The sequence below is a fragment of the Roseibium sp. FZY0029 genome, from assembly GCF_036350355.1.
Lineage (GTDB): Bacteria > Pseudomonadota > Alphaproteobacteria > Rhizobiales > Stappiaceae > Roseibium.
This window is the reverse complement of sequence record NZ_JAZDVZ010000001.1, coordinates 223,457-245,650: the sequence shown is the minus strand read 5'-3', so window position 1 is coordinate 245,650 and position 22,194 is coordinate 223,457. Positions and strand designations below refer to the sequence as shown.

Annotated in this window: 17 protein-coding genes; 6 read left to right on the top strand and 11 right to left on the bottom strand. The window is 60.2% G+C overall.

Translation table 11 applies throughout. From position 1 onward, the window contains the following. Window positions 1-2: 2 nt before the first annotated feature. The 3 genes from urtC to urtA all read right to left on the bottom strand — a co-directional run bounded on the left by urtC (window position 3) and on the right by urtA (window position 4,384). Window positions 3-1,241: an urea ABC transporter permease subunit UrtC gene (gene urtC / locus V1T76_RS01150; protein WP_330558785.1), complete on the bottom strand. Its 1,239-nt coding sequence runs from the start codon at window positions 1,239-1,241 to the stop codon at window positions 3-5. Next, complete coding sequence (gene urtB, locus V1T76_RS01145; RefSeq protein WP_330558784.1) at window positions 1,238-2,860, bottom strand: urea ABC transporter permease subunit UrtB; 1,623 nt, start codon at window positions 2,858-2,860, stop codon at window positions 1,238-1,240. The genes urtC and urtB overlap by 4 nt, the downstream gene beginning before the upstream one ends. A 237-nt stretch (window positions 2,861-3,097) precedes the next feature. Further along, entirely contained in the window at window positions 3,098-4,384 is a 1,287-nt protein-coding gene (gene urtA, locus V1T76_RS01140; RefSeq protein WP_330558783.1) for an urea ABC transporter substrate-binding protein, read from the bottom strand. 299 nt (window positions 4,385-4,683) lie between these two features. On the opposite strand from urtA, the gene V1T76_RS01135 reads away from it, so the two are divergent. The 3 genes from V1T76_RS01135 (at window position 4,684) to V1T76_RS01125 (ending at window position 9,899) form a co-directional block, all read left to right on the top strand. Continuing rightward, window positions 4,684-8,073: a hybrid sensor histidine kinase/response regulator gene (locus tag V1T76_RS01135; RefSeq protein WP_330558782.1), complete on the top strand. Its 3,390-nt coding sequence runs from the start codon at window positions 4,684-4,686 to the stop codon at window positions 8,071-8,073. Beyond that, window positions 8,063-8,977 (top strand): response regulator transcription factor, encoded by a 915-nt coding sequence (locus V1T76_RS01130; protein WP_330558781.1) that lies wholly within the window; start codon window positions 8,063-8,065, stop codon window positions 8,975-8,977. Before V1T76_RS01135 ends, V1T76_RS01130 begins: the two co-directional genes overlap by 11 nt. A 199-nt stretch (window positions 8,978-9,176) precedes the next feature. Further along, on the top strand, window positions 9,177-9,899 hold the full coding sequence (locus V1T76_RS01125; RefSeq protein WP_330558779.1) for a FadR/GntR family transcriptional regulator: 723 nt from the start codon (window positions 9,177-9,179) through the stop codon (window positions 9,897-9,899). Window positions 9,900-10,019: 120 nt separating this feature from the next. On the opposite strand, the gene V1T76_RS01120 is transcribed toward V1T76_RS01125, so the two are convergent. The 8 genes from V1T76_RS01120 to V1T76_RS01085 form a co-directional block, all read right to left on the bottom strand. Then, window positions 10,020-10,790 carry a sulfotransferase family 2 domain-containing protein gene (locus V1T76_RS01120; RefSeq protein ID WP_330558778.1) on the bottom strand — a complete coding sequence of 257 codons (771 nt, stop codon included), beginning with the start codon at window positions 10,788-10,790 and terminating at the stop codon, window positions 10,020-10,022. Window positions 10,791-10,941: 151 nt separating this feature from the next. Further along, window positions 10,942-11,652, bottom strand: a complete 711-nt coding sequence (locus V1T76_RS01115) for a ThuA domain-containing protein (RefSeq protein ID WP_330558777.1) — start codon at window positions 11,650-11,652, stop codon at window positions 10,942-10,944. Further along, window positions 11,649-12,524 carry an NAD(P)-dependent oxidoreductase gene (locus V1T76_RS01110; RefSeq protein WP_330558776.1) on the bottom strand — a complete coding sequence of 292 codons (876 nt, stop codon included), beginning with the start codon at window positions 12,522-12,524 and terminating at the stop codon, window positions 11,649-11,651. The genes V1T76_RS01115 and V1T76_RS01110 overlap by 4 nt, the downstream gene beginning before the upstream one ends. After that, window positions 12,524-14,035 (bottom strand): sugar ABC transporter ATP-binding protein, encoded by a 1,512-nt coding sequence (locus V1T76_RS01105; RefSeq protein ID WP_330558775.1) that lies wholly within the window; start codon window positions 14,033-14,035, stop codon window positions 12,524-12,526. The genes V1T76_RS01110 and V1T76_RS01105 overlap by 1 nt, the downstream gene beginning before the upstream one ends. Beyond that, on the bottom strand, window positions 14,032-15,033 hold the full coding sequence (locus V1T76_RS01100) for an ABC transporter permease (protein WP_330558774.1): 1,002 nt from the start codon (window positions 15,031-15,033) through the stop codon (window positions 14,032-14,034). Before V1T76_RS01100 ends, V1T76_RS01105 begins: the two co-directional genes overlap by 4 nt. Before the next feature lie 11 nt (window positions 15,034-15,044). Then, window positions 15,045-16,019, bottom strand: coding sequence for an ABC transporter permease (locus V1T76_RS01095; protein ID WP_040439707.1), 975 nt, complete (start codon window positions 16,017-16,019; stop codon window positions 15,045-15,047). Between the two features lie 86 nt (window positions 16,020-16,105). Next, window positions 16,106-16,903, bottom strand: a complete 798-nt coding sequence (locus V1T76_RS01090) for an SDR family oxidoreductase (protein WP_330558773.1) — start codon at window positions 16,901-16,903, stop codon at window positions 16,106-16,108. A gap of 80 nt (window positions 16,904-16,983) precedes the next feature. Continuing rightward, on the bottom strand, window positions 16,984-17,946 hold the full coding sequence (locus tag V1T76_RS01085; protein ID WP_330558772.1) for a sugar ABC transporter substrate-binding protein: 963 nt from the start codon (window positions 17,944-17,946) through the stop codon (window positions 16,984-16,986). A 296-nt stretch (window positions 17,947-18,242) separates the two neighbouring features. On the opposite strand from V1T76_RS01085, the gene V1T76_RS01080 reads away from it, so the two are divergent. The 3 genes from V1T76_RS01080 (at window position 18,243) to V1T76_RS01070 (ending at window position 22,181) form a co-directional block, all read left to right on the top strand. Continuing rightward, a complete protein-coding gene (locus V1T76_RS01080) occupies window positions 18,243-19,997 on the top strand; it encodes an ABC transporter substrate-binding protein (RefSeq protein ID WP_330558771.1) in 1,755 nt (584 codons plus the stop codon). A gap of 12 nt (window positions 19,998-20,009) precedes the next feature. Further along, a complete protein-coding gene (locus tag V1T76_RS01075; protein WP_330558770.1) occupies window positions 20,010-20,816 on the top strand; it encodes an SDR family NAD(P)-dependent oxidoreductase in 807 nt (268 codons plus the stop codon). Between the two features lie 66 nt (window positions 20,817-20,882). Next, complete coding sequence (locus V1T76_RS01070; RefSeq protein ID WP_006933717.1) at window positions 20,883-22,181, top strand: M24 family metallopeptidase; 1,299 nt, start codon at window positions 20,883-20,885, stop codon at window positions 22,179-22,181. Window positions 22,182-22,194 lie beyond the last annotated feature (13 nt).

The following is a 22,194-nucleotide window of genomic DNA, read 5'->3' as shown; positions in this document are numbered from 1 at the left end:
CTTTACTCCGCGGGCTGGGGTTCGGCATCCGCCGGAACGGTCGAGGCAGATTTTTTCGGGCTGACGTTGGCTGGCGAAGCGGGCGACTGCGGCGCCTGGCTTGGCGGTTGGTCCGACCCAGCCTCGAAGTCTTCGGAAACTTTCCGCTGCCGCAAGGCCGTCCAGCCCTGAGAAAGGGTGCCGACGATCCCTTTCGGCAGGAACAGCGTCACGACCACGAACAGGCCTCCGAGTGCAAATAGCCAGATGTCGGGCAGGGCGGCGGTGAACCAGGTCTTGGCGAAGTTGACCAGTACGGCGCCGAGCACTGCCCCGACCAAGGTTCCACGCCCGCCGACGGCAACCCAGATCACCACCTCGATGGAGTTGGCAGGCGCAAATTCACCCGGGTTGATGATGCCGACCTGCGGCACATAAAGCGCGCCGGCGATCCCGGCCATCATGGCCGACAGGGTCCAGACGAACAGCTTGTAGTGCTCCACACGATAGCCGAGGAAGCGGGTGCGGCTTTCCGCATCGCGCACGGCCACCAGCACCTTGCCGAGTTTCGAGCGGGTGATCGCCCTGCAGATGAGGAAGCACAGGACCAGCGCCAGGCCTGAGGCTGCAAACAGGCCGGCGCGGGTCGTGTCGGCTTGAATATCGAAGCCGAGAATGTCCTTGAAGTCGGTCAGGCCGTTGTTGCCGCCGAAGCCCATGTCGTTGCGGAAGAAGGCAAGCAGCAGCGCGTAGGTGAGGGCCTGGGTGATGATCGACAGGTAGACGCCGGTGACGCGGGAGCGGAAGGCGAACCAGCCGAAGACGAAGGCCAGCACACCCGGCACCAGCAGCACCATTAGCGCGGCAAACCAGAACATGTCGAAGCCGTACCAGTACCAGGGCAACTCCCCCCAGTTCAGGAAGACCATGAAATCCGGCAGGATCGGGTCGCCATAAACACCGCGGGTGCCGATCTGGCGCATCAGATACATGCCCATGGCATAGCCGCCGAGCGCGAAGAAGGCCGCATGCCCGAGCGAGAGAATGCCGCAATAACCCCAGACCAGATCCACTGCCAGCGCGAGCAGGGCGTAGGTCAGATATTTGCCCATTAGCGTGACCGCATAGTTGGGCACGTGGAAGGTGGATCCCTCGGGCATGAGCAGGTTGCCGGCAGGCACGAGAACGATCACGGCCGCCATGATGGCCAGGAATAACCCCGCTTTGGCATCCATGGCGCGGAAGAGAAAAGAGGACATCATGCTTCAACTGCCCGGCCCTTGAGGGCGAACAGCCCCCTTGGACGCTTCTGGATAAAGAGAATGATGAAGACGAGCACGAAGATCTTGCCGAGCACGGCTCCTGCGTATGGTTCGAGGAACTTGTTCACGACACCAAGCGTCATCGCTCCCACGAGCGTGCCCCACAGGTTGCCGACACCGCCGAAGACCACGACCATGAAACTGTCGATGATGTAGCCCTGACCAAGGTTTGGCGACACGTTGTCGATCTGCGACAGCGCCACACCCGCGATCCCGGCGATGCCGGAGCCGAGGCCGAAGGTGAGGGCGTCGATCCAGGGTGTCCGGATGCCCATTGAGGCGGCCATGCGCCGGTTCTGCGTCACGGCACGCGTGTAGAGCCCGAAGGGTGTCTTCTTCAGAACCAGCATCAGTCCGGCGAAGACCAGCATCGCGAAAACGATGATCCACATGCGGTTATAGGTGATCGTCATCTGGCCGATCTCGAAGGCGCCGGACATCCAGTCCGGGTTGCCGACTTCCCGGTTGGTCGGGCCGAAGATGGAGCGCACCGCCTGCTGCAGCACCAGCGAGATGCCCCAGGTCGCAAGCAGTGTTTCCAGGGGGCGTCCATACAGCCAGCGGATCACGCCGCGCTCGATGGCAACGCCCACCAGTCCTGAGGTGAGGAAGGCAAGCGGCAGGGCGATGAACAGGGAATATTCAAAGAGCCCTGGCGCGGAGGAGCGAATGAACTCCTGAACCACGAAGGTGACGTAAGCCCCGATCATCACCATCTCGCCGTGCGCCATGTTGATGACGCCCATGACCCCGAAGGTAATGGCGAGACCGATGGCTGCGAGCAGCAGAACCGAGCCGAGCGAGAGGCCGTACCAGATATTCTGCGCGGCATCCCAGGCCGCGATGGATTTCTCGATCTTGGTGATTTCCGTTGTCGCTGCGTCGCGCAAGGCACCTTCGGAAGACGATTGCACGGCAATCAGAAGCGACAGCGCATCGCGATTGCCCATGGTGCCGAGGGTCGAGACCGCCTGAAGTTTGGCCGCTTCGTCCAAATCGGAGTTCAGAACCGCCGCTGCCCGTGCTTCTTCCATTTTCTTGCGTACACCGTCGTCTGCTTCTGCTGCAATGGCGGCATCCAGCGCCTCGATGCTGTCTGGATCCTTCGCCTTGAAAACGGCTTCCGCTGCTGCCATCCGTACCGCCGGATCGGGCGCCATCAGGGTCAGGGACCCAAGCGCGGATCGGATCACTCGGCGTAGCTTGTTGTTGACCTTGATCTTTTCCATCTCGCGCTTGGCCGCTTCGCCGGACGTTTCCAAGGTTAGCGGATCGATCAAGGCGTAGGCCTTGCCGGCCTTCTTGATGATAAAGACCTCGCCATCGGCCTTGCGCACGTAAAGGTCGCCGTCGCTCAGGGCTTCAAGAGCGGGAGCCACCTGCGGATCACCGGTCGCGACCAGCGCCCCGATCTGCTTTTCCGTCTCGGAATATTTGCCCTTGGCCAGGTCGTTGATCAGCGGACGGAGCGTCTCCGGATCGCTTTGGGCCAGTGCCGGTGCGGCAAGGAGGCTGGCAGCGAGGCTGAGGAGCAGTAGGAAGGATCTCATCAAGGACATCGTGTCCACCGGTGTTTTGAACTTTCACCTGACGACCTCATCCTGAGGAGCCGCGTTGCGGCGTCTCGAAGGATGGGCCACTTGCTTCCAGGGGTGCCACCATCCTTCGAGACGGACCTTGTGGCCCTCCTGAGGATGAGGGGAGAGCTAAGACTGGCTCTCCAGGCAAACCCTTCCGGTTGGAAAACCGGGGAAAAGGACGGGTCTCGTAAGACCCGTCCGAGCTCCGTTCCCCCCTTAAGACCCGGAGCCGCCGCACTTGCCGGTGGCGGTGTTGAAGTTGCCGCAGGAAAGCGGCGCGCGCCAATCGGAGATCAGGTCCTTGGAGCCGTCCAGATAGTCGGACCAAGCATCGCCAACGACGAGGCCGGAGGTTTCCCAAACGGTTTCGAACTGGCCGTCTTCCTGGATTTCACCGATCAGCACCGGCTTGGTGATGTGGTGGTTCGGCATCATGGCGGAGTAGCCACCGGTCAGGTTCGGAACACTGACACCGACGATGGCGTCGATCACGGCGTCCGGATCGGTGCTGCCGGCTTTCTTGACGGCTTCGACCCACATGTTGAAGCCGATGAAGTGGGCTTCCATCGGGTCGTTGGTCACGCGCTTGTCGTCACCGATGTAGGCGTGCCAGGCCTCGATGAACTCGGCGTTGGCGTCGGTGTCTGCGGACTGGAAGTAGTTCCAGGCAGCCAGGTGGCCGACGAGAGGAGCGGTGTCGAGACCGGCGAGCTCTTCTTCACCCACGGAGAAGGCAACGACAGGAATGTCTTCAGCCTTGATGCCGGCGTTGCCGAGTTCCTTGTAGAACGGCACGTTGGCATCGCCGTTGATGGTGGAGACCACAGCGGTCTTCTTGCCAGCGGAGCCAAAGGTCTTGATGTCGGACACGATCGTCTGCCAGTCGGAATGACCGAACGGCGTGTAGTTGATCATGATGTCTTCTTCAGCCACGCCCTTGGACTTCAGGTAGGCTTCAAGGATCTTGTTGGTCGTGCGCGGATAGACATAGTCGGTACCGGCCAGAACCCAGCGCTCGACGCCTTCTTCGTTCATCAGGTAATCGACGGCCGGGATGGCCTGCTGGTTCGGTGCCGCGCCCGTGTAGAAGACGTTGCGCTGGGATTCCTCGCCTTCGTACTGAACCGGATAGAACAGCAGCGAGTTGAGTTCTTCGAAGACCGGCAGAACGGACTTGCGCGAAACGGAGGTCCAGCAGCCGAAGACGGCGTCGACGCCGTTGACTTCGATCAGCTCACGGGCCTTTTCTGCAAACAGCGGCCAGTCGGAAGCCGGGTCGACGACGACTGCTTCCAGTTTCTTGCCAAGCAGGCCACCCTTCTTGTTCTGCTCTTCGATGAGCATCAGCATGGCGTCTTTCAGCGTGGTTTCCGAAATGGCCATGGTGCCGGAAAGCGAGTGCAGGATGCCGACCTTGATCGTGTCTTCCTGGGCGGATGCGCCGCCGATGATCGTGGAGGCCATCAGGCCTGCCAGTGCAAGTTTGGTGAATGCGCTTTTCATGGTTGTTCCCCTTTGCTTGACGTCACCGGTTCCCAGGCCGGTGATAAGCGGCTGGAAGGAGTGCCGCTGTCAGGAAAGGATCGTGCACTGGCATCACTGCACCGCAACATACGTCAATTGACGTAAGCGGCTTGAAAGCGCGCCCGAGCGCTCCTTCAGCGAAGACGGCATGAAATGTGCTGAAGAGAGGGGCTGAATAAAAAACGGGGTGGAAAGCGGGCAATGAAGAACGGCGTTTGCCGAATAATAAGTCATATGCCTAAAGATTGGGCGGATGATGCGGGTTTGGAGGCGGGCGCGTGAGGGCACGCCAACGCATCCTGCCGGTCCGGCGTCAGTACAACAAATGGGTCAATAACCAGACCCTGGAAGACTATGCGCTCAGGTTCACGGCCAAGAGCGCACGCCGTTTTTCCTCCCGGGCCATTTCGCAGACGGCCATTGGCGCAATCTCCTTTCTGGCGCTGGAAGCCATCGGCGGGGCGATCACCCTGTCCCACGGCACGGCCAATGCGTTTCTGGCCATTCTGGTTGGCAGCCTGGTGCTGTTGATTGTCGGTCTGCCGATCAGCCGCTACGCCATGCGTTACGGCGTCGATATCGATCTGCTGACGCGCGGCGCCGGGTTCGGCTACATCGGATCGACGGTCACCTCGCTGATCTACGCCAGCTTCACCTTCATTCTCTTTGCGATTGAAGCCTCCATTATGTCGAGCGCGCTGGAATTCGCCTTCGGTGTGCCGCTGTGGCTTGGGTATGTCATCAGCGCGGTCGCGGTCATTCCGCTGGTCACCCACGGCATTACCTGGATCAGCCGTTTTCAGCTCGCGACCCAGCCCTTCTGGATCATTCTGAACATCCTGCCGTTCATCTTCATTGCCTTTACGGACTGGCGGGCCGTCGGCGAATGGCTGACCTTTTCCGGCATCGACCCGGTCACACAGGCCCCGCGCACGACAGTGGGGGGCTGGGACAGCATCAACCTGGTCAGCTTCGGTGCGGCGTCTGCGGTCATCCTGGCCTTGATGGCCCAGATCGGCGAACAGGTGGATTTTCTCAGGTTTCTGCCTGCGCAGGATTTTGCCCGCCGCAGGCACAGGCTTGCCCTATTTCTGGCCGGGCCTGGCTGGGTCGTTCTCGGTGCTCCGAAGATGATAGCCGGCTCCTTTCTGGCAGTGCTTGTGCTGTCGCACGGTGTTCCGGTTCAGCATGCCGACGAACCCTCGCGCATGTATGCAATCGCGTTTGGGTACATGATCCCGAACGAAACGGTGGTCCTTCTGCTGATGGCGGCCTTCGTGGTGGTGGCGCAGCTCAAGATTAACGTGATGAACGCTTATGCGGGGTCGCTCGCCTGGTCGAACTTCTTCTCGCGCCTCACCCATTCCCATCCGGGGCGTGTGGTCTGGCTGGTCTTCAATGTCGGCATTGCCCTGTTGTTGATGGAACTCGGCATTTACCGGCTGCTGGAAGAAACCCTCGGCGTATTTTCCATTATTGCGATGGCCTGGCTCTCCGCCATTTCGGCGGATCTTTTCATCAACAAGCCGCTTGGTCTGTCGCCACCGGGCATCGAATTCAAGCGCGCGCATCTTTATGACGTCAACCCGGTCGGCACCGGTGCAATGCTTCTGGCTGCGGGCCTTGCTCTTGCAGCCCATTTCGGCGAGTTCGGCGAGACTGCCGAGGCTCTGGCCACCTTCCTCGCCATGGCCATCGCCTTCGTCGCGGCTCCCCTGATCGCCTATGCGACCAGGGGACGGTTCTATCTGGCCCGCAAACCGCGCCAGAGCTGGCAGTCGAAGGAGCACATCGCTTGCTCGATCTGCGAAAACCCGTTCGAGCCGGAGGACATGGCCTATTGCCCGGCCTATCAGTCGCCGATCTGTTCACTGTGCTGTTCGCTCGATGCTCGCTGTCACGACAGTTGCAAACCGAAGGCGCGGCTTTCCTATCAGGTCGGTACCGTCGCGGGCCGGGTTCTGCCGGAAAGGGCGATGGATTTCCTGCAATCCCGGTTGGGGCGCTACGCCTTCATCTCGGTCCTGTCGAATGCGGCAATCGGTCTGGTGCTCTGGATCATCTATGCCCAGGCGGAGAACCGTCTGGGAGACCCGACGGGCATCATCGGCCAGACGGTTCTGTTGATCTTCTTCGTCTTCGCCATCGTTGTCGGCATCGCCTGCTGGTTCCTGGTTCTGGCACATGACACTCGCCGGGTCGCCGAAGAGGAATCCATGCGCCAGAATGCGCTGCTCCAGAAGGAAATCGATGCCCACAGTGTGACCGATGCGGCCCTGCAGAAGGCCAAGGAAGATGCCGAGGCGGCCAACCTTGCCAAGAGCCGTTATGTGGTCGGCCTCAGCCATGAACTCAGAACGCCGCTGAACGCGGTCATGGGCTATGCCCAGGTGCTGGAGCGTGATGACAGCGTGCCGGCAGCCCGCAAGCCTGCCATCAGCACCATCCGGCGCAGCGCCGAGCACCTGTCGGGTCTGATCGATGGTCTTCTGGATATTTCCCGTATCGAGGCGGGCAGGCTGCAGATCTATTCCAACGAGATCAACATCCACGAGTTTCTGGATCAGATCGTCGACATGTTCCGCATGCAGGCGGCAGCCAAGGGGCTTGGCTTCAGTTATGACCGTGCCCCTAACCTGCCGGTCTTCGTGCGCACAGATGAAAAACGTCTGCGGCAGATCCTGGTCAATCTCCTGTCCAACGCGATCAAGTTCACCACCAAGGGAACCGTTTCGCTTGCCGTCAGCTACCGCTCGCAAGTGGCCGGCTTCGTGGTGTCGGACAGCGGACCGGGTATCGCGCTCGACGAACAGGTCAAGATTTTCGAACCTTTCGGCCGCAGCAAGGCCGCGGACGGTGCCAAGACGCCGGGACTGGGGCTCGGGCTGACCATCACCAAGCTTCTGACGGAAACCATGGGCGGCGCCATCGCGCTGTCCAGCGAACCGGGCGAGGGCGCTTCCTTCGAAGTGCGTCTGATGCTGGCGGCTGTCGACAGGCCCGTCGACACCATCCGCCTGGAAAGACAGGTGCGAGGCTATGAAGGCGAGCGCAAGACGGTTGCCGTGATTGACGACAACCCCGATCACAGGGCGCTTGTCTGCGATATCCTGAAGCCCATCGGATTTGTCGTTGTCGAAGCGGAAACGGGCAGGGCCTGCCTCGAGACGGTGGAGCCGCTCCGGCCGGACCTCTACCTGATCGATATCCTGATGCCGGAAATGAACGGATGGGAGCTGGCTGCGGAACTGCGCGATAGAGGCGTCACTGCGCCGATCATCATGCTGTCGGCCAACATCGGCGACAAGGCATTGCGTCCGGACGGACCGGCGCACCATTCGGCGACCCTTGCCAAGCCGTTCGGCATAGGCCAGCTCTATGACCTTCTGCAGAAGCACATGGGGGTCGTGTGGACCGAACTGCCTGTGGAGCGGAGCCGGGAACCCGCCCGAAAGGAAGCCCTGAAATCGCCAGGTGCCGATCACGTCGCCGATCTGATCTCGCTTGCCGAAATCGGTTATGTGGAAGGCATTGAAGCCAAGCTGACCGAGTTGGCGCAAACGCCGGAAAATCTGCCCTTGATCGATGCATTGAATGTCCATCTCGCCCGGTTCGATTTCGATGCTTACAAAAACGTCTTGAGTGAATTGGAAACACATGACGGATGATCGTCGCGATACGGTTCTAGTGGTCGACGACAGCCCGGAAACGCTCGGCTTCGTCACCGAAGCTCTGAAAAAGACCGGGGTCGCCGTTCTGGTGGCGACCAGCGGCGAGACCGCGCTCAACATCTGCAGCAAGGTGACACCGGACACGATCCTGATGGACGCGGTCATGCCGGGTCTCGACGGTTTTGAAACCTGCCGTCAGATCAAGGAAAACCCCGCGCTTCAGCATGTGCCGGTTATTTTCATGACCGGGCTCTCCGAGACGGAGCATGTGGTAAAGGCGCTGGAATCGGGCGGTGTCGATTTCCTCACCAAACCGATCGACGTCGATGAACTCAAGGCGCGGATCAAGGTACATCTCAAAAATGCCCGTTCGGTTCAAAGCGCCCATGTGGCGCTGGATGCAGCCGGCCGCCATCTGGTGGCGGTATCGCAGGAAGGGGCGGTCCTGTGGTCGACACCGCAGATCCACAATCTGCTGGCAAAGACAGGTGCTGCCGAAACCAGCCTTTTCCGTTTGGGGCGGGCGCTGGGCGAGTGGCTGGACGGACCTAATTCCTCGGGCGAGCGGCGCAAGAGTTTCATGCTGGGACTTTCGGAAAACCTTGCAGTGCAGCTTCACCCGCTTGGCCGCGTCGGACCGGATGAGAACCTGTTCCGCGTCACTGCCGAAGATGAAGCCGGTCAGGTTCAGGCGCTTCAGGGCAGCTTTGAACTGACACAGCGCGAGGCGGAAGTCCTGATCTGGATCGCCAAGGGCAAGTCCAACAAGGACATCGGCGAAATCCTGGGCCTGTCACCGCGCACCGTGAACAAGCATCTGGAGCAGATCTTCGTCAAACTTGGCGTCGAAAACCGGGCCTCCGCCGCGGTGCGCGCCGCCGAGGTGATCTACGCACTTTAGGCCCTCAAAAGGGACAACAGTTGACGGGCTCGATTGTTATCGGACGCCCAAGCCTTGTCCAGTGAATGAGAAGGGCAGGTTTCTGCGATTTGACACCATATGGCCGATTGGCTCGACAAGCGCTCGAGCTTGTCCTATGGATGCATTAAGCCGTTGAAGAACACGAAGAACCCTGCGGCAATGCAAGGAGGTACCGGGCATGGTGGAGTCTCGGGAAGTGCGTCGGTTGTCGCTGTTGCCGGACCGCATTGCTGCGGACATCATGGCAAAGATACAAGATGGCGAGCTGATGCCAGGCGATCCCTTGCCGACGGAACACGCCCTTGCCGGAACCTTCGGCGTCAGCCGGAACGTGGTGCGCGAAGCCATTGCCCGGCTGCGCTCGGATGGTGTCATTGAATCGCGCCAGGGTCGCGGAGCCGTCGTCAAACCCGTTTCGGAGCGCGAAACGTTCCGGGTCGACATCCGGTCACTCGAAAAATCCGGCAATCTGGCAGATCTCTTCGAGTTGCGCGGCCTTCTGGAAATCGAGGCCGCGGGCCTTGCCGCCTTGCGCCGCAGCGCGGAGGATCTCTCGGAAATGCGGGCGGCGGTCGCCGTTCTTGAGGGACACAGGCAGTTTGACGAACAGCGGCTGGAAGCCGATGCCGTGTTTCACCGCGCCATCGGCAAGGCAGCCGGCAATTCCTATCTCTTTGCCATCATCTGCTACATTTCCTCGCGCCTGAAGGAAACCACGCGGGTGACGTCGGATATCTACACCAAGGACGATCTGGTGGAGATCACGCTGGACGAGCACCGCAACGTGCTTGCGGCAATCGAGGCCGGCGACAGGACCGCCGCGCGCGACGCCATGGCAACACATGTTCAAGGCGCCGCGTCCCGCCTCAATGTCGAGGTCAAGCTGGGCACCAAGGTTTAGCCTCGTCGCCTCTGGGAGCCGTCTTGACCGCAAGCGGGTTATCCAATCGGTTGATTTTCCCACCTGAAAGTTGTCGGTCTTTTGTGGGCTGTCTCTGGACGGCAGAACCGTGACGTCAGCTCAGGACCCGAGCATGCCTGTTTTTCGCAGAAGACATATTAACTTGTTGCTGTTTCGCTCGGCTCGCATCGTCTCATAAAGGCGCAGATCGATTGTATTGTGGTTCCTGATGACGTCGAGCTGACGATCCGAGAGCGAAAGCGCAGGATAACGGCTCCGATTGTCCTGCCGCAGTGTCAGGGGCAGGCCGGTTTCCTGCGAGATTCTCTCGAAGAGAGCCGGCATGTCGTCGGTAAACCCCACTATGTTCACCGAGCGACAGGTTGAAACGGCCCGTTTGAGAAGAGCTTTGTAATCATCGATGGGGTTGGTTTTGGAAGCAACAAAACGGTCGGACAACTCTTGTCCTTCTGCCGCTATGGAGGTTCCACCCAGATATCGGCACATAAGATTGTCAGCACCTGGCAATCGTCCCTGATCCAGGCTTTCGAGCGCATCTTTCTCTGTCATTTTTCCATCTGCGAGAAAATGCCGAATATTGGAAATGGTTCGCTCTACCGGATCACGCAGCACCACGATCGTCAGCGTCTTCTTCGGCAGATATGTTCGTACCCAGAAGCCGTAGTGGCCCCGAAACAGGCGAAAGTCCGGCTTATCCTGAAGCTCCTGCAAGGCAACGTGAAGCGGCGGGTAGCGGCCACAATTGTGTGAAATCAACGCTTGAGAGGGGACGACTGCTGCCTCTCCAACCGCCTGTTCCAGCGAAAGGCGCAATGAGGTGCCGGCTGTCTTCGGGATGTGGCAAAAGAAGATCTTTTTATCAAACTTCAAAACACCTCCCTTTTCCTGCGGCGGGAGATTTGCACTCCCTCACATCGGTGCAGTCACAGGTGCACCATCCGATCATGAAGACCTGACTACCCTGGCGGAAAGCCAGCGTTTATTGAAGCGTGACGCTCTTGTTGGAAAATCTGGAGGGGCGCTAAAGGGATTTGCCTTCCGCAGCCCAGAGTGCGCCCCGACGGATGATTTCCGTCACCTGGGGCACCTTGAGATCGTCCAGTTCGTGGCCGATGGAGCAGTAGAACACCCGGCCCTTGTCCCAGCGCCGTTTCCAGACGACGGGAATGACTGTTCCCTCGATCCACCACAGATGATCGCCGGAGAAGGTGGTGGTGGCCAATACCTCGTTGGAGGGGTCGACCAGCATGTAATACTGCTCGGACGTCAGGCGGAAGCTCCTGATGCCCTTCACGATTGGGTCGTCTGGCTTGCAGATGGTCACGTCGTAGTCGATGTAGTCTTCTCGCGGCTGAAGGTTGTCCGGCCATCCGGGAGGATGAGCGACAAACTGCCCGCCAATCAGGAAATGGTAGGTCGGCCGGTCGCGGAAGGCATCGCCCATGTGTCCGTGCCATCCGGCGATGCCGCAGCCGTTGGCGACAAGCTTTAATAATCCGTCCTCCTGCGGTTTGGTCATGTTGCCAAATTCCTGCTGATGACCCGAGCGGGCGGACGACCAGATCGGCGTGATCAGATCGACATCGGCAAGCTCATCCGGCCGCTCCAGCGGTTCCATCGAGTCGTAGACGGTGACGCTGAACCCATTTTCGCGAAGCAGCGCTTCGAACCAGTCGCTGAAGTGGGTGGGCGTGTGGCCTTCCCAGCCACCGACAAACAGAACCGCTTTCATTTCAGACCCTTGTTCACGAACGAAAGAATGGAGGCCATGTCGCGGCCGTCATATCCGGCCTGGCCGGCAGCCTTCAGAACCGCATGATTGAGTTCCGCCTGCGGCATGACCACACCACAGGTGGAAGCAAGTTCGAGCGCCAACCCGACATCCTTGCGGGCAAGCGCGACCGTGAAGCTCACGTCATGGGCTGCCTCGTCCAGGTAAAGCCCCTTGCGATAGGCGATAACCGGGGCGGCGGCTGCGGAATTCTCCACGACCTCATAGGCTTGTTCCTGCGGGATGCCGGCCGCCGTCGTCAGCGAAAGGGCTTCGGCCAGCGTCTGGTTGAGACCGTGAATAAGCATGTTGACGCCAAGCTTCATGGCAGCGCCTGCGCCGGTTTTGCCCAACCAGATTGTTTTGCGGCCCAGAATATCGAAGAGGGCGGCAAGCTCGGGCGCATCGCTCGCCATGGCGCCTGCCATGATCAACAGCTTTGCATCCTTGGCCGCCTGCGTTGCGCCGGAAACAGGCGCATCGACGAAGCGCCGGCCTTTTTCCTGCGCAGCTTGCGCCAGACGTTCTGCCATGGGGACGGAAAGGGTGCCCATTTCGGCCAAAACCTGCGCGCCGCCTGAAGCTTCAAACAGACCATCCGGTCCGAAATAGACCGTCTCCGCAGCAGCATCGTCGGCGAGCATTGTGATCACGACATCCGACCGCTCCGCCAGGTCTTTCGGGGTGGCTGCCGGAAAGGCGTTGTGCGCGGCGGCGAAGGTCTGGGCAGTTTCAGCTGTCCGGTTCCAGACGCTCACCTCCAGACCGGCGGCGGCCAGATTGGCAGCCATGCGCACGCCCATCCGGCCGAGCCCTGCAAATCCGACCCGCATCAGGCGGCCTTTTCCGGCCTTATGCCGGAAATGGCCTGGATCAGATTGTCTTCGGTAACCTCCTCGGAGGTGAACGTCCGGATGATCTCGCCGCTGTACATGGCGACGATCCTGTCGCTGACATGCAGAACCTCCGGCATTTCCGAACTGATCACGATGACCGCGTAGCCCTGGCTGGCCAGGTCGCGGATCAGGTTGTGGATCTCTGACTTGCTGCCGACATCAATGCCGCGCGTCGGTTCATCGACGATCAGCACGCTCGGATGCATGGAGAGCCACTTGCCGATCACGATCTTCTGCTGGTTGCCGCCGGAGAGGTTGCCTGCAAGTTGTTTCCAGCCGGGCGTGCGAATGTCGAGCCGATCCCGGTACTGGTCGAAGATCGCGATTTCCGCGCCCTCGGCAACGAAGGGGCCAGCCTTGAGGTCGTCCACCTGAGGCAGGGTCATGTTGTCCCGGCAGTTCATGCCCAGAACGAGGCCCTGTGCCTTGCGGTCTTCCGGCACCAGAGAGATGCCTTTGGCGATGGCATCGGCCGGTGAGTGAAAGACGGTTTCCTCGCCATTCAGCAAAATGGTGCCGCTGCTGGGTTCGCGCAGGCCGAACAGGGTTTCGGCAATTTCCGTGCGGCCAGCGCCCACGAGGCCATAGAAACCTACAACCTCGCCCTTGCGCACCTCAAAGCTGATGTCCCGGAACAGCTTCCCGCAGGAGAGACCGCGCACTTCCAGTGCGACATCGCCCAGTTCGTGATGGACTGCGTTGCGCGTCAGATCGAGCTTTCGACCGATCATCAGCTGCGTGATTTCGTCCTCGCTGGTTTCCGCCGTGTTCAGGGTACCTCGATACTGTCCGTCCCGCAGCACGCTGATACGGTCGGTGATCCGGAAGATCTCCTCCATGCGGTGCGAGATGTAGATGATGCCGACGCCCTCGGCCTTCAGGTTGTCGATGACATCGAACAGAACCACCTTTTCCGCATCGGTCAGCGAGGCAGTCGGTTCATCGAAGATGACCGCCTTGGCTTCAACGGTCAGGGCGCGGGCAATTTCCACCATCTGCTGGTTGGCGATGGAAAGGTCGCCAACACGCGTGCGGGCGTCGAAACCGACTTTGAGCGTTTCCAGAATGCGGTTGGTCTGCTCATGCAGCTTCGGCCAGTCGACGCGGCCGAAGCTCTTGCGCGGTAATTCGCCGAGATAGATGTTTTCGGCAACCGTCAGTTCTTCGGCAAGGCTCAGCTCCTGGTGAATGAAGACGATGCCCTTGCTTTTCGCCTGTAGCGGCGATGTCATGACGACCGGTTGCTCGCTGACGATAATCTTGCCTTCGTCCGGCTGGTAGATGCCGCCGAGCACCTTCATCAGCGTCGATTTCCCAGCACCGTTCTCACCCATCAGGGCATGGACTTCACCGGGCAGGACGGAAAAGGAAACACCGTCCAGAGCGCGCACACCGGGGAAGGTCTTGACGATGCCTTCCAGGCGCAAGGCGGGGGTGGCGCTGGTCATATCCTCAGCTCCTGTTTGCCTTTGAGATTCAATTGACGGTCGAGGAAGAGAACGGCGATCAGGATCAGGCCGATAACCAGATTGACCGTTTCCGTGTCGGCGCCGATGTGCCCCAGCCCCTTGCGCAGAAGCTGGATGGCGAGAACACCGCCAAGGGTCGAGAGCACGGATCCGGCACCACCGGTAAGCTTGGTGCCGCCCAGCACGACGGCCGTAATGACCCACAGTTCATAGAGTTCGCCGTCGTTGGGATTGACCGAGCCGGACTCGGAATAGAACACCACGGCAGACAGGGAGGCGAGAAAACCGATGATCATGAAGTTGATCATCATGTGCGGCCCGACCCGGATACCGGCATTGATGGCAGCAGTCCGGTTGTCGCCGATGGCATAAGCGTTGCGTCCGTGGATCGTGCGGTTCATCACGAACCAGACCACGGCGGTAACTGCAATCAGGAACCAGGTGGCGGTGTGCAGACCCAGGAAATGGGCTTCGGCAAAATCGACCAGGGTCCAGTTGAGGTGGGAGGTCGGCTGTTCGCCATTGTACATGAACACCAGACCGCGGTAGCCGAGCATGGATCCGAGCGTGACGATGAAGGCATCGACCCCGGTCTTCCACACGATCAGTCCGTTGAGGGCGCCGAGCACAATCCCCGTCAGCAACGCGAGACCCCAGGCAATCGGAATGACGCCATCACCGAGACCGGCAAAGACCGGCCACGTCATGCTGTCGAGCAGCACGACCGCGCTCAAGGCAAAGGTGGCGCCGACACTCAGGTCGATGTTGCCGTTGATCATGATGATCGTCATGCCGATGGCGATGATGCCGATGGGGGCGGACTGCTTGAACAAAAGCAGCATGTTGTCCATGTCCATGAAGGCCTTGTCGCTCAGCGACAGGAATTCACCCGCGATCGAGAAGAAGACCAGCTCGACGACAATGAAGCCCCAGATCGCGCCGCGCTTCAAAAAGGTGCTTAAGGTTCCCGGTTCCATCTTTCCCTCCCTCACGCGAACGGCGACCAGAGCTTGCCGCGTTTGGCGGCAATATCCAGCCAGACGGCAAGAATGATGATGATCCAGGTGACAACATACTGGACATAGAACTGCAGCCCGACGAGCAGGAGGCCGTTCTGGATGAAGCCGAGGATCAGGACACCGATGACGGTCTTGAAGATCGTGCCGGAACCGCCCAGCAGGGACGCCCCGCCAAGGATGACGGCTGCCAGCACTTCAAGTTCCAGCCCCTGGCCCACGGTGTTCTGGCTTCCAAGGGAGCGGCTGGCCTGGATGAGACCGGCGGTGCCGACGCAAAAGGCGGACAGGAGGTAGCAGGTGAAGACGACGCGCGCCCGGCGGATGCCGGAGAAGGTTGCTGCCGTGCCGTTGCCCCCCACCGCGTAGACCTTGCGGCCGAAGGGGGTCTTTGCCAGCACGATCCCCAGAACCGAGGCGACGAGGGCAAACAGAAGGATCGGTACGGGTATGCCGAGCAGGGTCGACTGACCGAATACGCTGAACCAGGTGCCTTCCTTGTCGGCAATATCCATGTTCTTGCCGCCGGAATAGGTGAGGGTGAGACCGTGGATCGCCGACAGCATGCCGAGGGTGACGATCAGGGAGTTGAGCTTCAGATATCCGACCAGAAACCCGATGAAGGCACCGAGGCACAGCACCATCGCATACATTGAGGGGATCGCGAGCGCCGGGCCGAGTTTGTCGTGCAGATCGAGGACGACGATGGTCGCAAAGGACATCATGGAGCCGACGGAAAGATCGAGATTGCCGCTGATGACCACGAAGGTGACACCCAGAGCCATCACGCCGAGTATGGCGGAAGAGCGGACGACGCCCATGATATTGTCAGGGTCGAGAAAGCGCTGATTGGCGATCGTGAAGCCAATGATGAATACGGCGAAGGCGACCAGAATGCCCTGTTTCGCCAGAAATCCCCCAACGCCTGTCAGACTGAAGGGCTTCATGGATTTATCCTTCGAACTGCCGGGATGGCTGGCAGCCTTGCTTGATATATCGGACAACAGACCCTCCCTCATTCTGTTGTAAAACCTCAAACGAGCGTCATGCCGCCATCGATCATCACCACCTGGCCGGTCATGTAATCGCTTTCCGGTGACGCCAGGAACGTGGTCGTTCCCGTGATATCGGATGGTGTTGCCACCCGGCCTCTCAGGATTTCGGAAGAGAATTCCTCCATCGCCTGACCGGGGCGTTCGGCGGCGCCGATGTCCAGAAGATCGCGGTCCACCTGTTCCCACATTTCCGTAGCGACAACTCCCGGCGCGAAGCCTGTGACAGTGATGTTGTGCCTGGCGAGGTCTCTGGCGCCGGATTGGGTCAGCGAGACCACGGCCCATTTCGAGGCGCAGTAAGGTGCGACATTGTCGAACCCCTGGCGGCTGGCGATGGAAGCGGTGTTGATGATCTTGCCGCCGGTGCCCTGGGCGATCATCTGGCGGGCTGCCTCCTGCATGCCGATAAGACACCCGAGGCCGTTCACCCCCATGATGAAGTTCCAGTTGTCTTCGGTGACATCGAGAAAGTTCATGGGTTTGTTGACGCCGGCATTGTTGAACTTCACGTCCAGCTTGCCGAAGGTCTCGACGGTTTTGTCGATCATGGCGCGCACCTGGTCGCGATCGGTCACGTCTACCTTGGCCCATGTGACGCCCGCGCCGGCCTCAGTGGCCCGCTCGCGGTTCGCTTCGCAGACAGCCTGTGCCTGATCGCCGTTGATGTCGGCAAAGCAGACATCGGCTCCCTCGTTGATAAGCGCTTCGCCGATGGCGCGGCCGATCCCTCGAGCAGCGCCAGTGACGATACAGGAACGCCCGGACACTCGGCCCATGGTTTCCTCCCGGTCGATGTCATTCGGAAAAAAGGGGCGCAAAGCTCGGCTTGCGCCCCAGTCGGGCTTGTTCTTCAGTCTTAGAAGACAGGCTTCTCGAATTCGGCCATGTTGTCCTGGGTGATCTTCGGTGTGTCGAAGTAGTTCAGGAACGGAACATCCTTGCCGGACAGAATGTCGATGGCCGTCTGCAGGGCAGCTTCGGCATCGTCGACAGGCGACTGGTAGATCGAACCCCAGTATTCGCCGCGTTCCATGGCCTCGTAACCGACGGAGAAGTTGGTCGCGCCGACGAAGATGATGCCCTCACGTCCGGCGGCCTTGGCGGCATTCAGCGCGCCGACACCCATGTTGTCGTCTCCGGCGTAAACGCCGTCGATGTCATCATATTTCACCAGAAAGGCCTCCATGACCTTCTGGGACTTTTCGCGGTTCCAGTCGCCCGGCTGGGTCTCCATAAGGGTCACGTTCGGGCAGACTTCCGGCAGGCGGTCTTCAAAGCCCTTGGCGCGTTCGATCGCCGTCGTGTAGCCCGGCTGACCGGAGATCTGCACGATCTTGGCTTCGTCCTCGATGCCCATGTCCTTGAACTTGTCACACATGATCTCGGCGGAGCGAGACCCCTGGGTGATGTTATCCGGACCGGAGAAGGATTTCACGAACTCGAAACCCTGTTCGGCAATGTTCGAGTTGGTCACGATGACCGGAATGCCGGCCTTGAAAGCCTTGCGGACAGCGGGGATGACCGCTTCGCCGTTTGTCGGCCAGATGATGATGGCATCGACTTCCTGCTGGATCAGATCTTCCATCTGCGCGATCTGACGCGCGACATCGCCGCCAGCGTCCAGCACGACGGTTTCAACATCCGCATTTGCATCGGCTGCCGCGATGAAGGCTTTTTCATAGGTGGTCTGGTAGCTGTCTACGCCGACGTTGTTCTGCGTGATGCCGATCTTCATGGTTTCTGCACTGGCAGCACCGGTCAGCGTCATGCCTGCAATGGCCGTCGTGGCGACAAGCAGCGAACGGAAAGTGTTCGTCATTTCGTTTCCTCCCTGAAAGACCAATCGAATGGTCTGAATTCTGAACCGTGCCTCCTCCTGACACGGGTAAGCGCTCACCGTGAGCGTCACCAAAAATCCTGCACGCCTCTCCCGGGTGATGCCCCCTCGAAAATATCCAAAATGGATGGTCTTATATCCAAAATGGATTTTTTGGCCGTTTTTCTAACCGGTCATCTCGCTCACGCTTAGGAGGACATTCAATGTCGATCCAAAAAATATCCAAAACGAGGAAACGCGGCAGTGGTTCGTCCCGTCCGGAAAACTGGAGCCGAGCGATGAACCAGCAAGAGGGAGAGTTGGTTCGCGAAAAGACTTATCTGACTCAACAGGCCAAGACGGAAATTCTGCAGGTTCTCAGCTTTCTGGAGAACTTTGAAGAAGAGATGGACGGTCTGTTGGAGATATCTGCTCCGAACCCCTATGTCAAAATGTCGACCTATCTGGTGAAAAGGCATCTGGAAGCGAAAGCGGTGACGCCGACCTCGCTCATCGGCGCGTCGGGGGTACCCTACGCGACGGCCAGCCGCCGCATGCGCGAGATGATCGACAACGGCCTGATCGAGCAACGGCCGAGAACCTCGACCGGCAAAAGCTACTCGCTCCACCCGAGCGCCGGCATGCTGGAGGCATGGACCCAGTTCAGCAGCCGTGTCCGCAGGATGGCGGCCCAGTCGTTTGGGTCAACCGATCTGCGCTCCGGCACGCAGGACTATTATTTCGGCGGTTCCTATCTGGAAGCCCAGACGATCCAGCCGCCCCAGGTTCTCCTCGAGCCCTTGAAGCTCTCCGGCGACCTCCGCGTTCTGGTGCATGGGGATCCCACCTTCATGGTGATGCACGGCCTCAAGCGCCAGTTCGAGCAGGTGGTCGGATGTTCCATCCAGCAGCGGGCCTTTTCCATCGACCGGCTCCACGAGGAAGCCGTCAAGAACGCGCACCGGCCGACAAGCCGCTACGATCTGATTGCCCTGGATCTGCCCTGGCTGGGAGAGTTTGCCGAGAACGGCTACCTGCTGCCGCTGGATGAGGTGCTGGATGTCGAACGGCTTCAGCCCAGCGATTTTCACACGGCCGGCTGGCAGGCAGCCCACTGGGGAGGCAAGCCCTATGGTGTTCCTTCGCAGACGACGCCGGAGCTGCTGTTCTACCGCAAGGATCTGCTGGCAGAGGCCGGACTTGAACCGCCGCAGACCACCGATGCGCTGCTGAAGGCCGCCGCCAGGCTCAACGATCCGGTTCAGGGGCGATACGGAATTGCCTGGAATGCTGCGCGCGGCACAGCGCTTGGCCATACCTTCATGATGACCTGTGCGGATTTTGGTCAGCCCATTCTGGACCTGCCGAAACAGGCTGGCGGCTATGATGCCTCGCGTCTTGCGGACGGAGACTACCGGCCGGTCATCTATTCAGAGCGTGCGCTCGATGCGGCGGAATACCTGATGGCGCTGCTTCAGTATTCGCCGCCGGACATCCTGTCGATGTCCTGGTACGAGCGCGTCCGTCCCTTCGCCAGCGGGCGGGTGGCGATGGCCTACGGCTACACCTTGCTGGCTCCATACTTTGAACAGAACCCGGCCTGCGCGGCCCATGGCAAGGTCGGCTTCCTGCCGCATCCTTCCGGCCCCAATGCGCAGAACATCGCCCCTGTCGGCGGGTATCTGCTCGGCATTCCGGCCAACATTGCACCGGAACGGCTGGAGGCGGCAGCCGAAGCGCTGATCGTGTTCACGTCGCCCGAAGCGCAGAAGCTCTACGTCGAACACGGCAGCCGAACCAACCCGCGCTACTCGGTTGGCGCGGACCCGGAAGTACGGCGCCTTTCTCCGATTTTCGAGGCGGTGGACGCCATGTCCTGGCGGGACGAACTGCAGTTCTGGCCACGTCCCCCGATCCCGGAAATCAACGACATCATCCGCATATGCGGGGAGGAATGCCACGACATGTTGCGTGGCGTGAAGTCGCCAAAAGCCGCGTTGCAGATGGCTCAGGATCGTGCCGACCGAATGATGCGGGAGGCTGGAAAACTTTAATGGGAGGAAATCATGGACCCCAATCGGCTCAAGGGAAAAAACGTTCTGATCACCGGTGCCGCACGCGGCATGGGTGCGACCAACGCCGAGCATTTCGCGGCGCAAGGCGCCAACGTCTGTCTTGGTGATCTGGACCTCGATGAAGCCCAGGCCGTCGCCGATCGCATCAATGCGGCCGGAAACGGCAAGGCGGTCGCGGTCAAGATGGATGTGACCCGCCGCGAGGACAACGCCGCAGCGGTCGCAGCAACTGTCGACGCCTTCGGCAGCATCAACGTCGGACTTTTCAATGCCGGCCTCAACAAGCCCCGTTTCTTCATGGATATCGATGAGGACAACTGGGATCTCATCATGGGCGTCAACACCAAGGCGATGTGGCTGGGCATGCAGGAAACCGCCCGGCAGATGATTGCCCAAGGGCCGAAGGATTTTCCATACAAGCTGATCAATGTCGGCTCCATCGCCTCGCGCAAGCCGCTGGTGGATGTGACTGTCTATTGCACGTCCAAATACGGCTGCCTGGCGCTGACCCACTGCGGCGCGGTGGCGCTCGGCGAACACAATATCACCGTCAACGGCTATGCACCGGGCGTGGTGGTGACACCGCTTTGGGAACAGCTCGACAAGGATCTTGTCGAGATCGGTTTCAAGGAACGGGCTGGACAGGCCTACGAAGACATCGCCAACAACGAACTGGTGATCAAGCGGGTGTCCTATCCGGACGACATCAAGGGCACTGCGTCTTTTCTCGCAAGCCCCGACAGCGACTACATGACCGGCCAGATGATCCACATCGACGGCGGTTGGTGCATCCAGTAACGACCTGAAAAACAACATTCTTTTTCACATGACGGATGTGCGCAGGTGCATCCGAAGGAGAGAGCCATGTCTCGCGCACTGTTACCCAACCTCCTGACGCCGCAGGACCTCGAACCCCATTGGCGCTGGGAAGGGCGTTTGCCCGCCTGGGGACACACGTCCGTCGATTTCGAACGCCGCATCGACCACGACCGCCTGCGCCGGTATCGCCTGGCCCGGACACGGGAGGCCCTGAAGGCGTCTCCCGCCGGCACGCTGCTGCTGTTTGACGTCAACAACATCCGCTACGTCTCGGCCACCAAGATCGGTGAGTGGGAGCGGGACAAGATGTGCCGCTTCTGCCTGCTGACGGGCGATGATGCCCCTTACGTGTGGGACTTCGGCTCCGCCGCCGTCCACCACAAGAAGTTCTCCGACTGGCTGGTGCCGGATCATTGCCGGGCCGGTGTGGTCGGCATGCGCGGCACCATCCCGCCGGAATTCGGCCTGATGCGCAAATATGCCCGCGAAATTGCCGGACTGATCCGCGACGCGGGCATGGCGGATATGCCGGTCGGTGTCGACTATGCCGAAACCGCCATGTTCCATGCGCTGCAGGCCGAAGGGCTGAATGTGGTCGACGGCCAGCAGATCATGCTGGCGGCGCGTGAAATCAAGAACTGGGACGAGATCCAGCTTCTGACGCAGGCTGCCTCCATGGTCGATGGCGTCTATCACATGATCTACGAGGAGCTGAAGCCGGGCGTGCGCGAGAACGACATCGTCGCGCTTTCCAACAAGATGCTCTACGAAATGGGATCGGACGACGTCGAGGCGATCAACGCGATTTCCGGCGAGCGCTGCAATCCGCATCCGCACAATTTCACCGACCGCTATTTCCGGCCCGGTGATCAGGCCTTCTTCGACATCCTGCAGTCCTATCAGGGCTATCGGACCTGCTACTACCGGACCTTCAACATCGGCCGGGCAACCCCGGCGCAGCGCGACGCCTACGTCAAGGCACGCGAATGGATCGATGCCTCCATCGCCATGATCAAGCCCGGCGTTTCCACCGACAAGGTGGCAGAAGTCTGGCCCAAGGCGGAGGAGTTCGGCTTCCCCAACGAGGAAACGGCCTTCGGCCTGCAATTCGGGCACGGCCTGGGTCTCGCGCTGCACGAACGGCCGATCATCTCGCGTGCGGTCTCGCTCGACCATCCGATGGAAATCAAGACGGGCATGGTCTTCGCGCTGGAAACCTACTGCCCGGCCGCCGACGGCTATTCCGCCGCCCGGATCGAGGAGGAAGTCGTGGTGACGGACACGGGTGTTGAGGTCATCAGCCTGTTCCCGGCCGAAGAGCTTCCCATCGCCAACCGGTACTGACCTGCCCATCGTG

Coding starts and splice junctions, on each gene's coding strand:
- V1T76_RS01130 (WP_330558781.1), top strand. CDS start 8,063: ATGACGGATGATCGTCGCGATACGGTTCTAGTGGTCGACGACAGCCCG.
- V1T76_RS01085 (WP_330558772.1), bottom strand. CDS start 17,946: ATGACGAACACTTTCCGTTCGCTGCTTGTCGCCACGACGGCCATTGCA.
- V1T76_RS01110 (WP_330558776.1), bottom strand. CDS start 12,524: ATGCGGGTCGGATTTGCAGGGCTCGGCCGGATGGGCGTGCGCATGGCT.
- V1T76_RS01070 (WP_006933717.1), top strand. CDS start 20,883: ATGTCTCGCGCACTGTTACCCAACCTCCTGACGCCGCAGGACCTCGAA.
- V1T76_RS01075 (WP_330558770.1), top strand. CDS start 20,010: ATGGACCCCAATCGGCTCAAGGGAAAAAACGTTCTGATCACCGGTGCC.
- V1T76_RS01105 (WP_330558775.1), bottom strand. CDS start 14,035: ATGACCAGCGCCACCCCCGCCTTGCGCCTGGAAGGCATCGTCAAGACC.
- V1T76_RS01125 (WP_330558779.1), top strand. CDS start 9,177: ATGGTGGAGTCTCGGGAAGTGCGTCGGTTGTCGCTGTTGCCGGACCGC.
- V1T76_RS01080 (WP_330558771.1), top strand. CDS start 18,243: ATGAACCAGCAAGAGGGAGAGTTGGTTCGCGAAAAGACTTATCTGACT.
- urtB (WP_330558784.1), bottom strand. CDS start 2,860: ATGTCCTTGATGAGATCCTTCCTACTGCTCCTCAGCCTCGCTGCCAGC.
- urtC (WP_330558785.1), bottom strand. CDS start 1,241: ATGATGTCCTCTTTTCTCTTCCGCGCCATGGATGCCAAAGCGGGGTTA.
- V1T76_RS01115 (WP_330558777.1), bottom strand. CDS start 11,652: ATGAAAGCGGTTCTGTTTGTCGGTGGCTGGGAAGGCCACACGCCCACC.
- V1T76_RS01090 (WP_330558773.1), bottom strand. CDS start 16,903: ATGGGCCGAGTGTCCGGGCGTTCCTGTATCGTCACTGGCGCTGCTCGA.
- urtA (WP_330558783.1), bottom strand. CDS start 4,384: ATGAAAAGCGCATTCACCAAACTTGCACTGGCAGGCCTGATGGCCTCC.
- V1T76_RS01100 (WP_330558774.1), bottom strand. CDS start 15,033: ATGGAACCGGGAACCTTAAGCACCTTTTTGAAGCGCGGCGCGATCTGG.
- V1T76_RS01095 (WP_040439707.1), bottom strand. CDS start 16,019: ATGAAGCCCTTCAGTCTGACAGGCGTTGGGGGATTTCTGGCGAAACAG.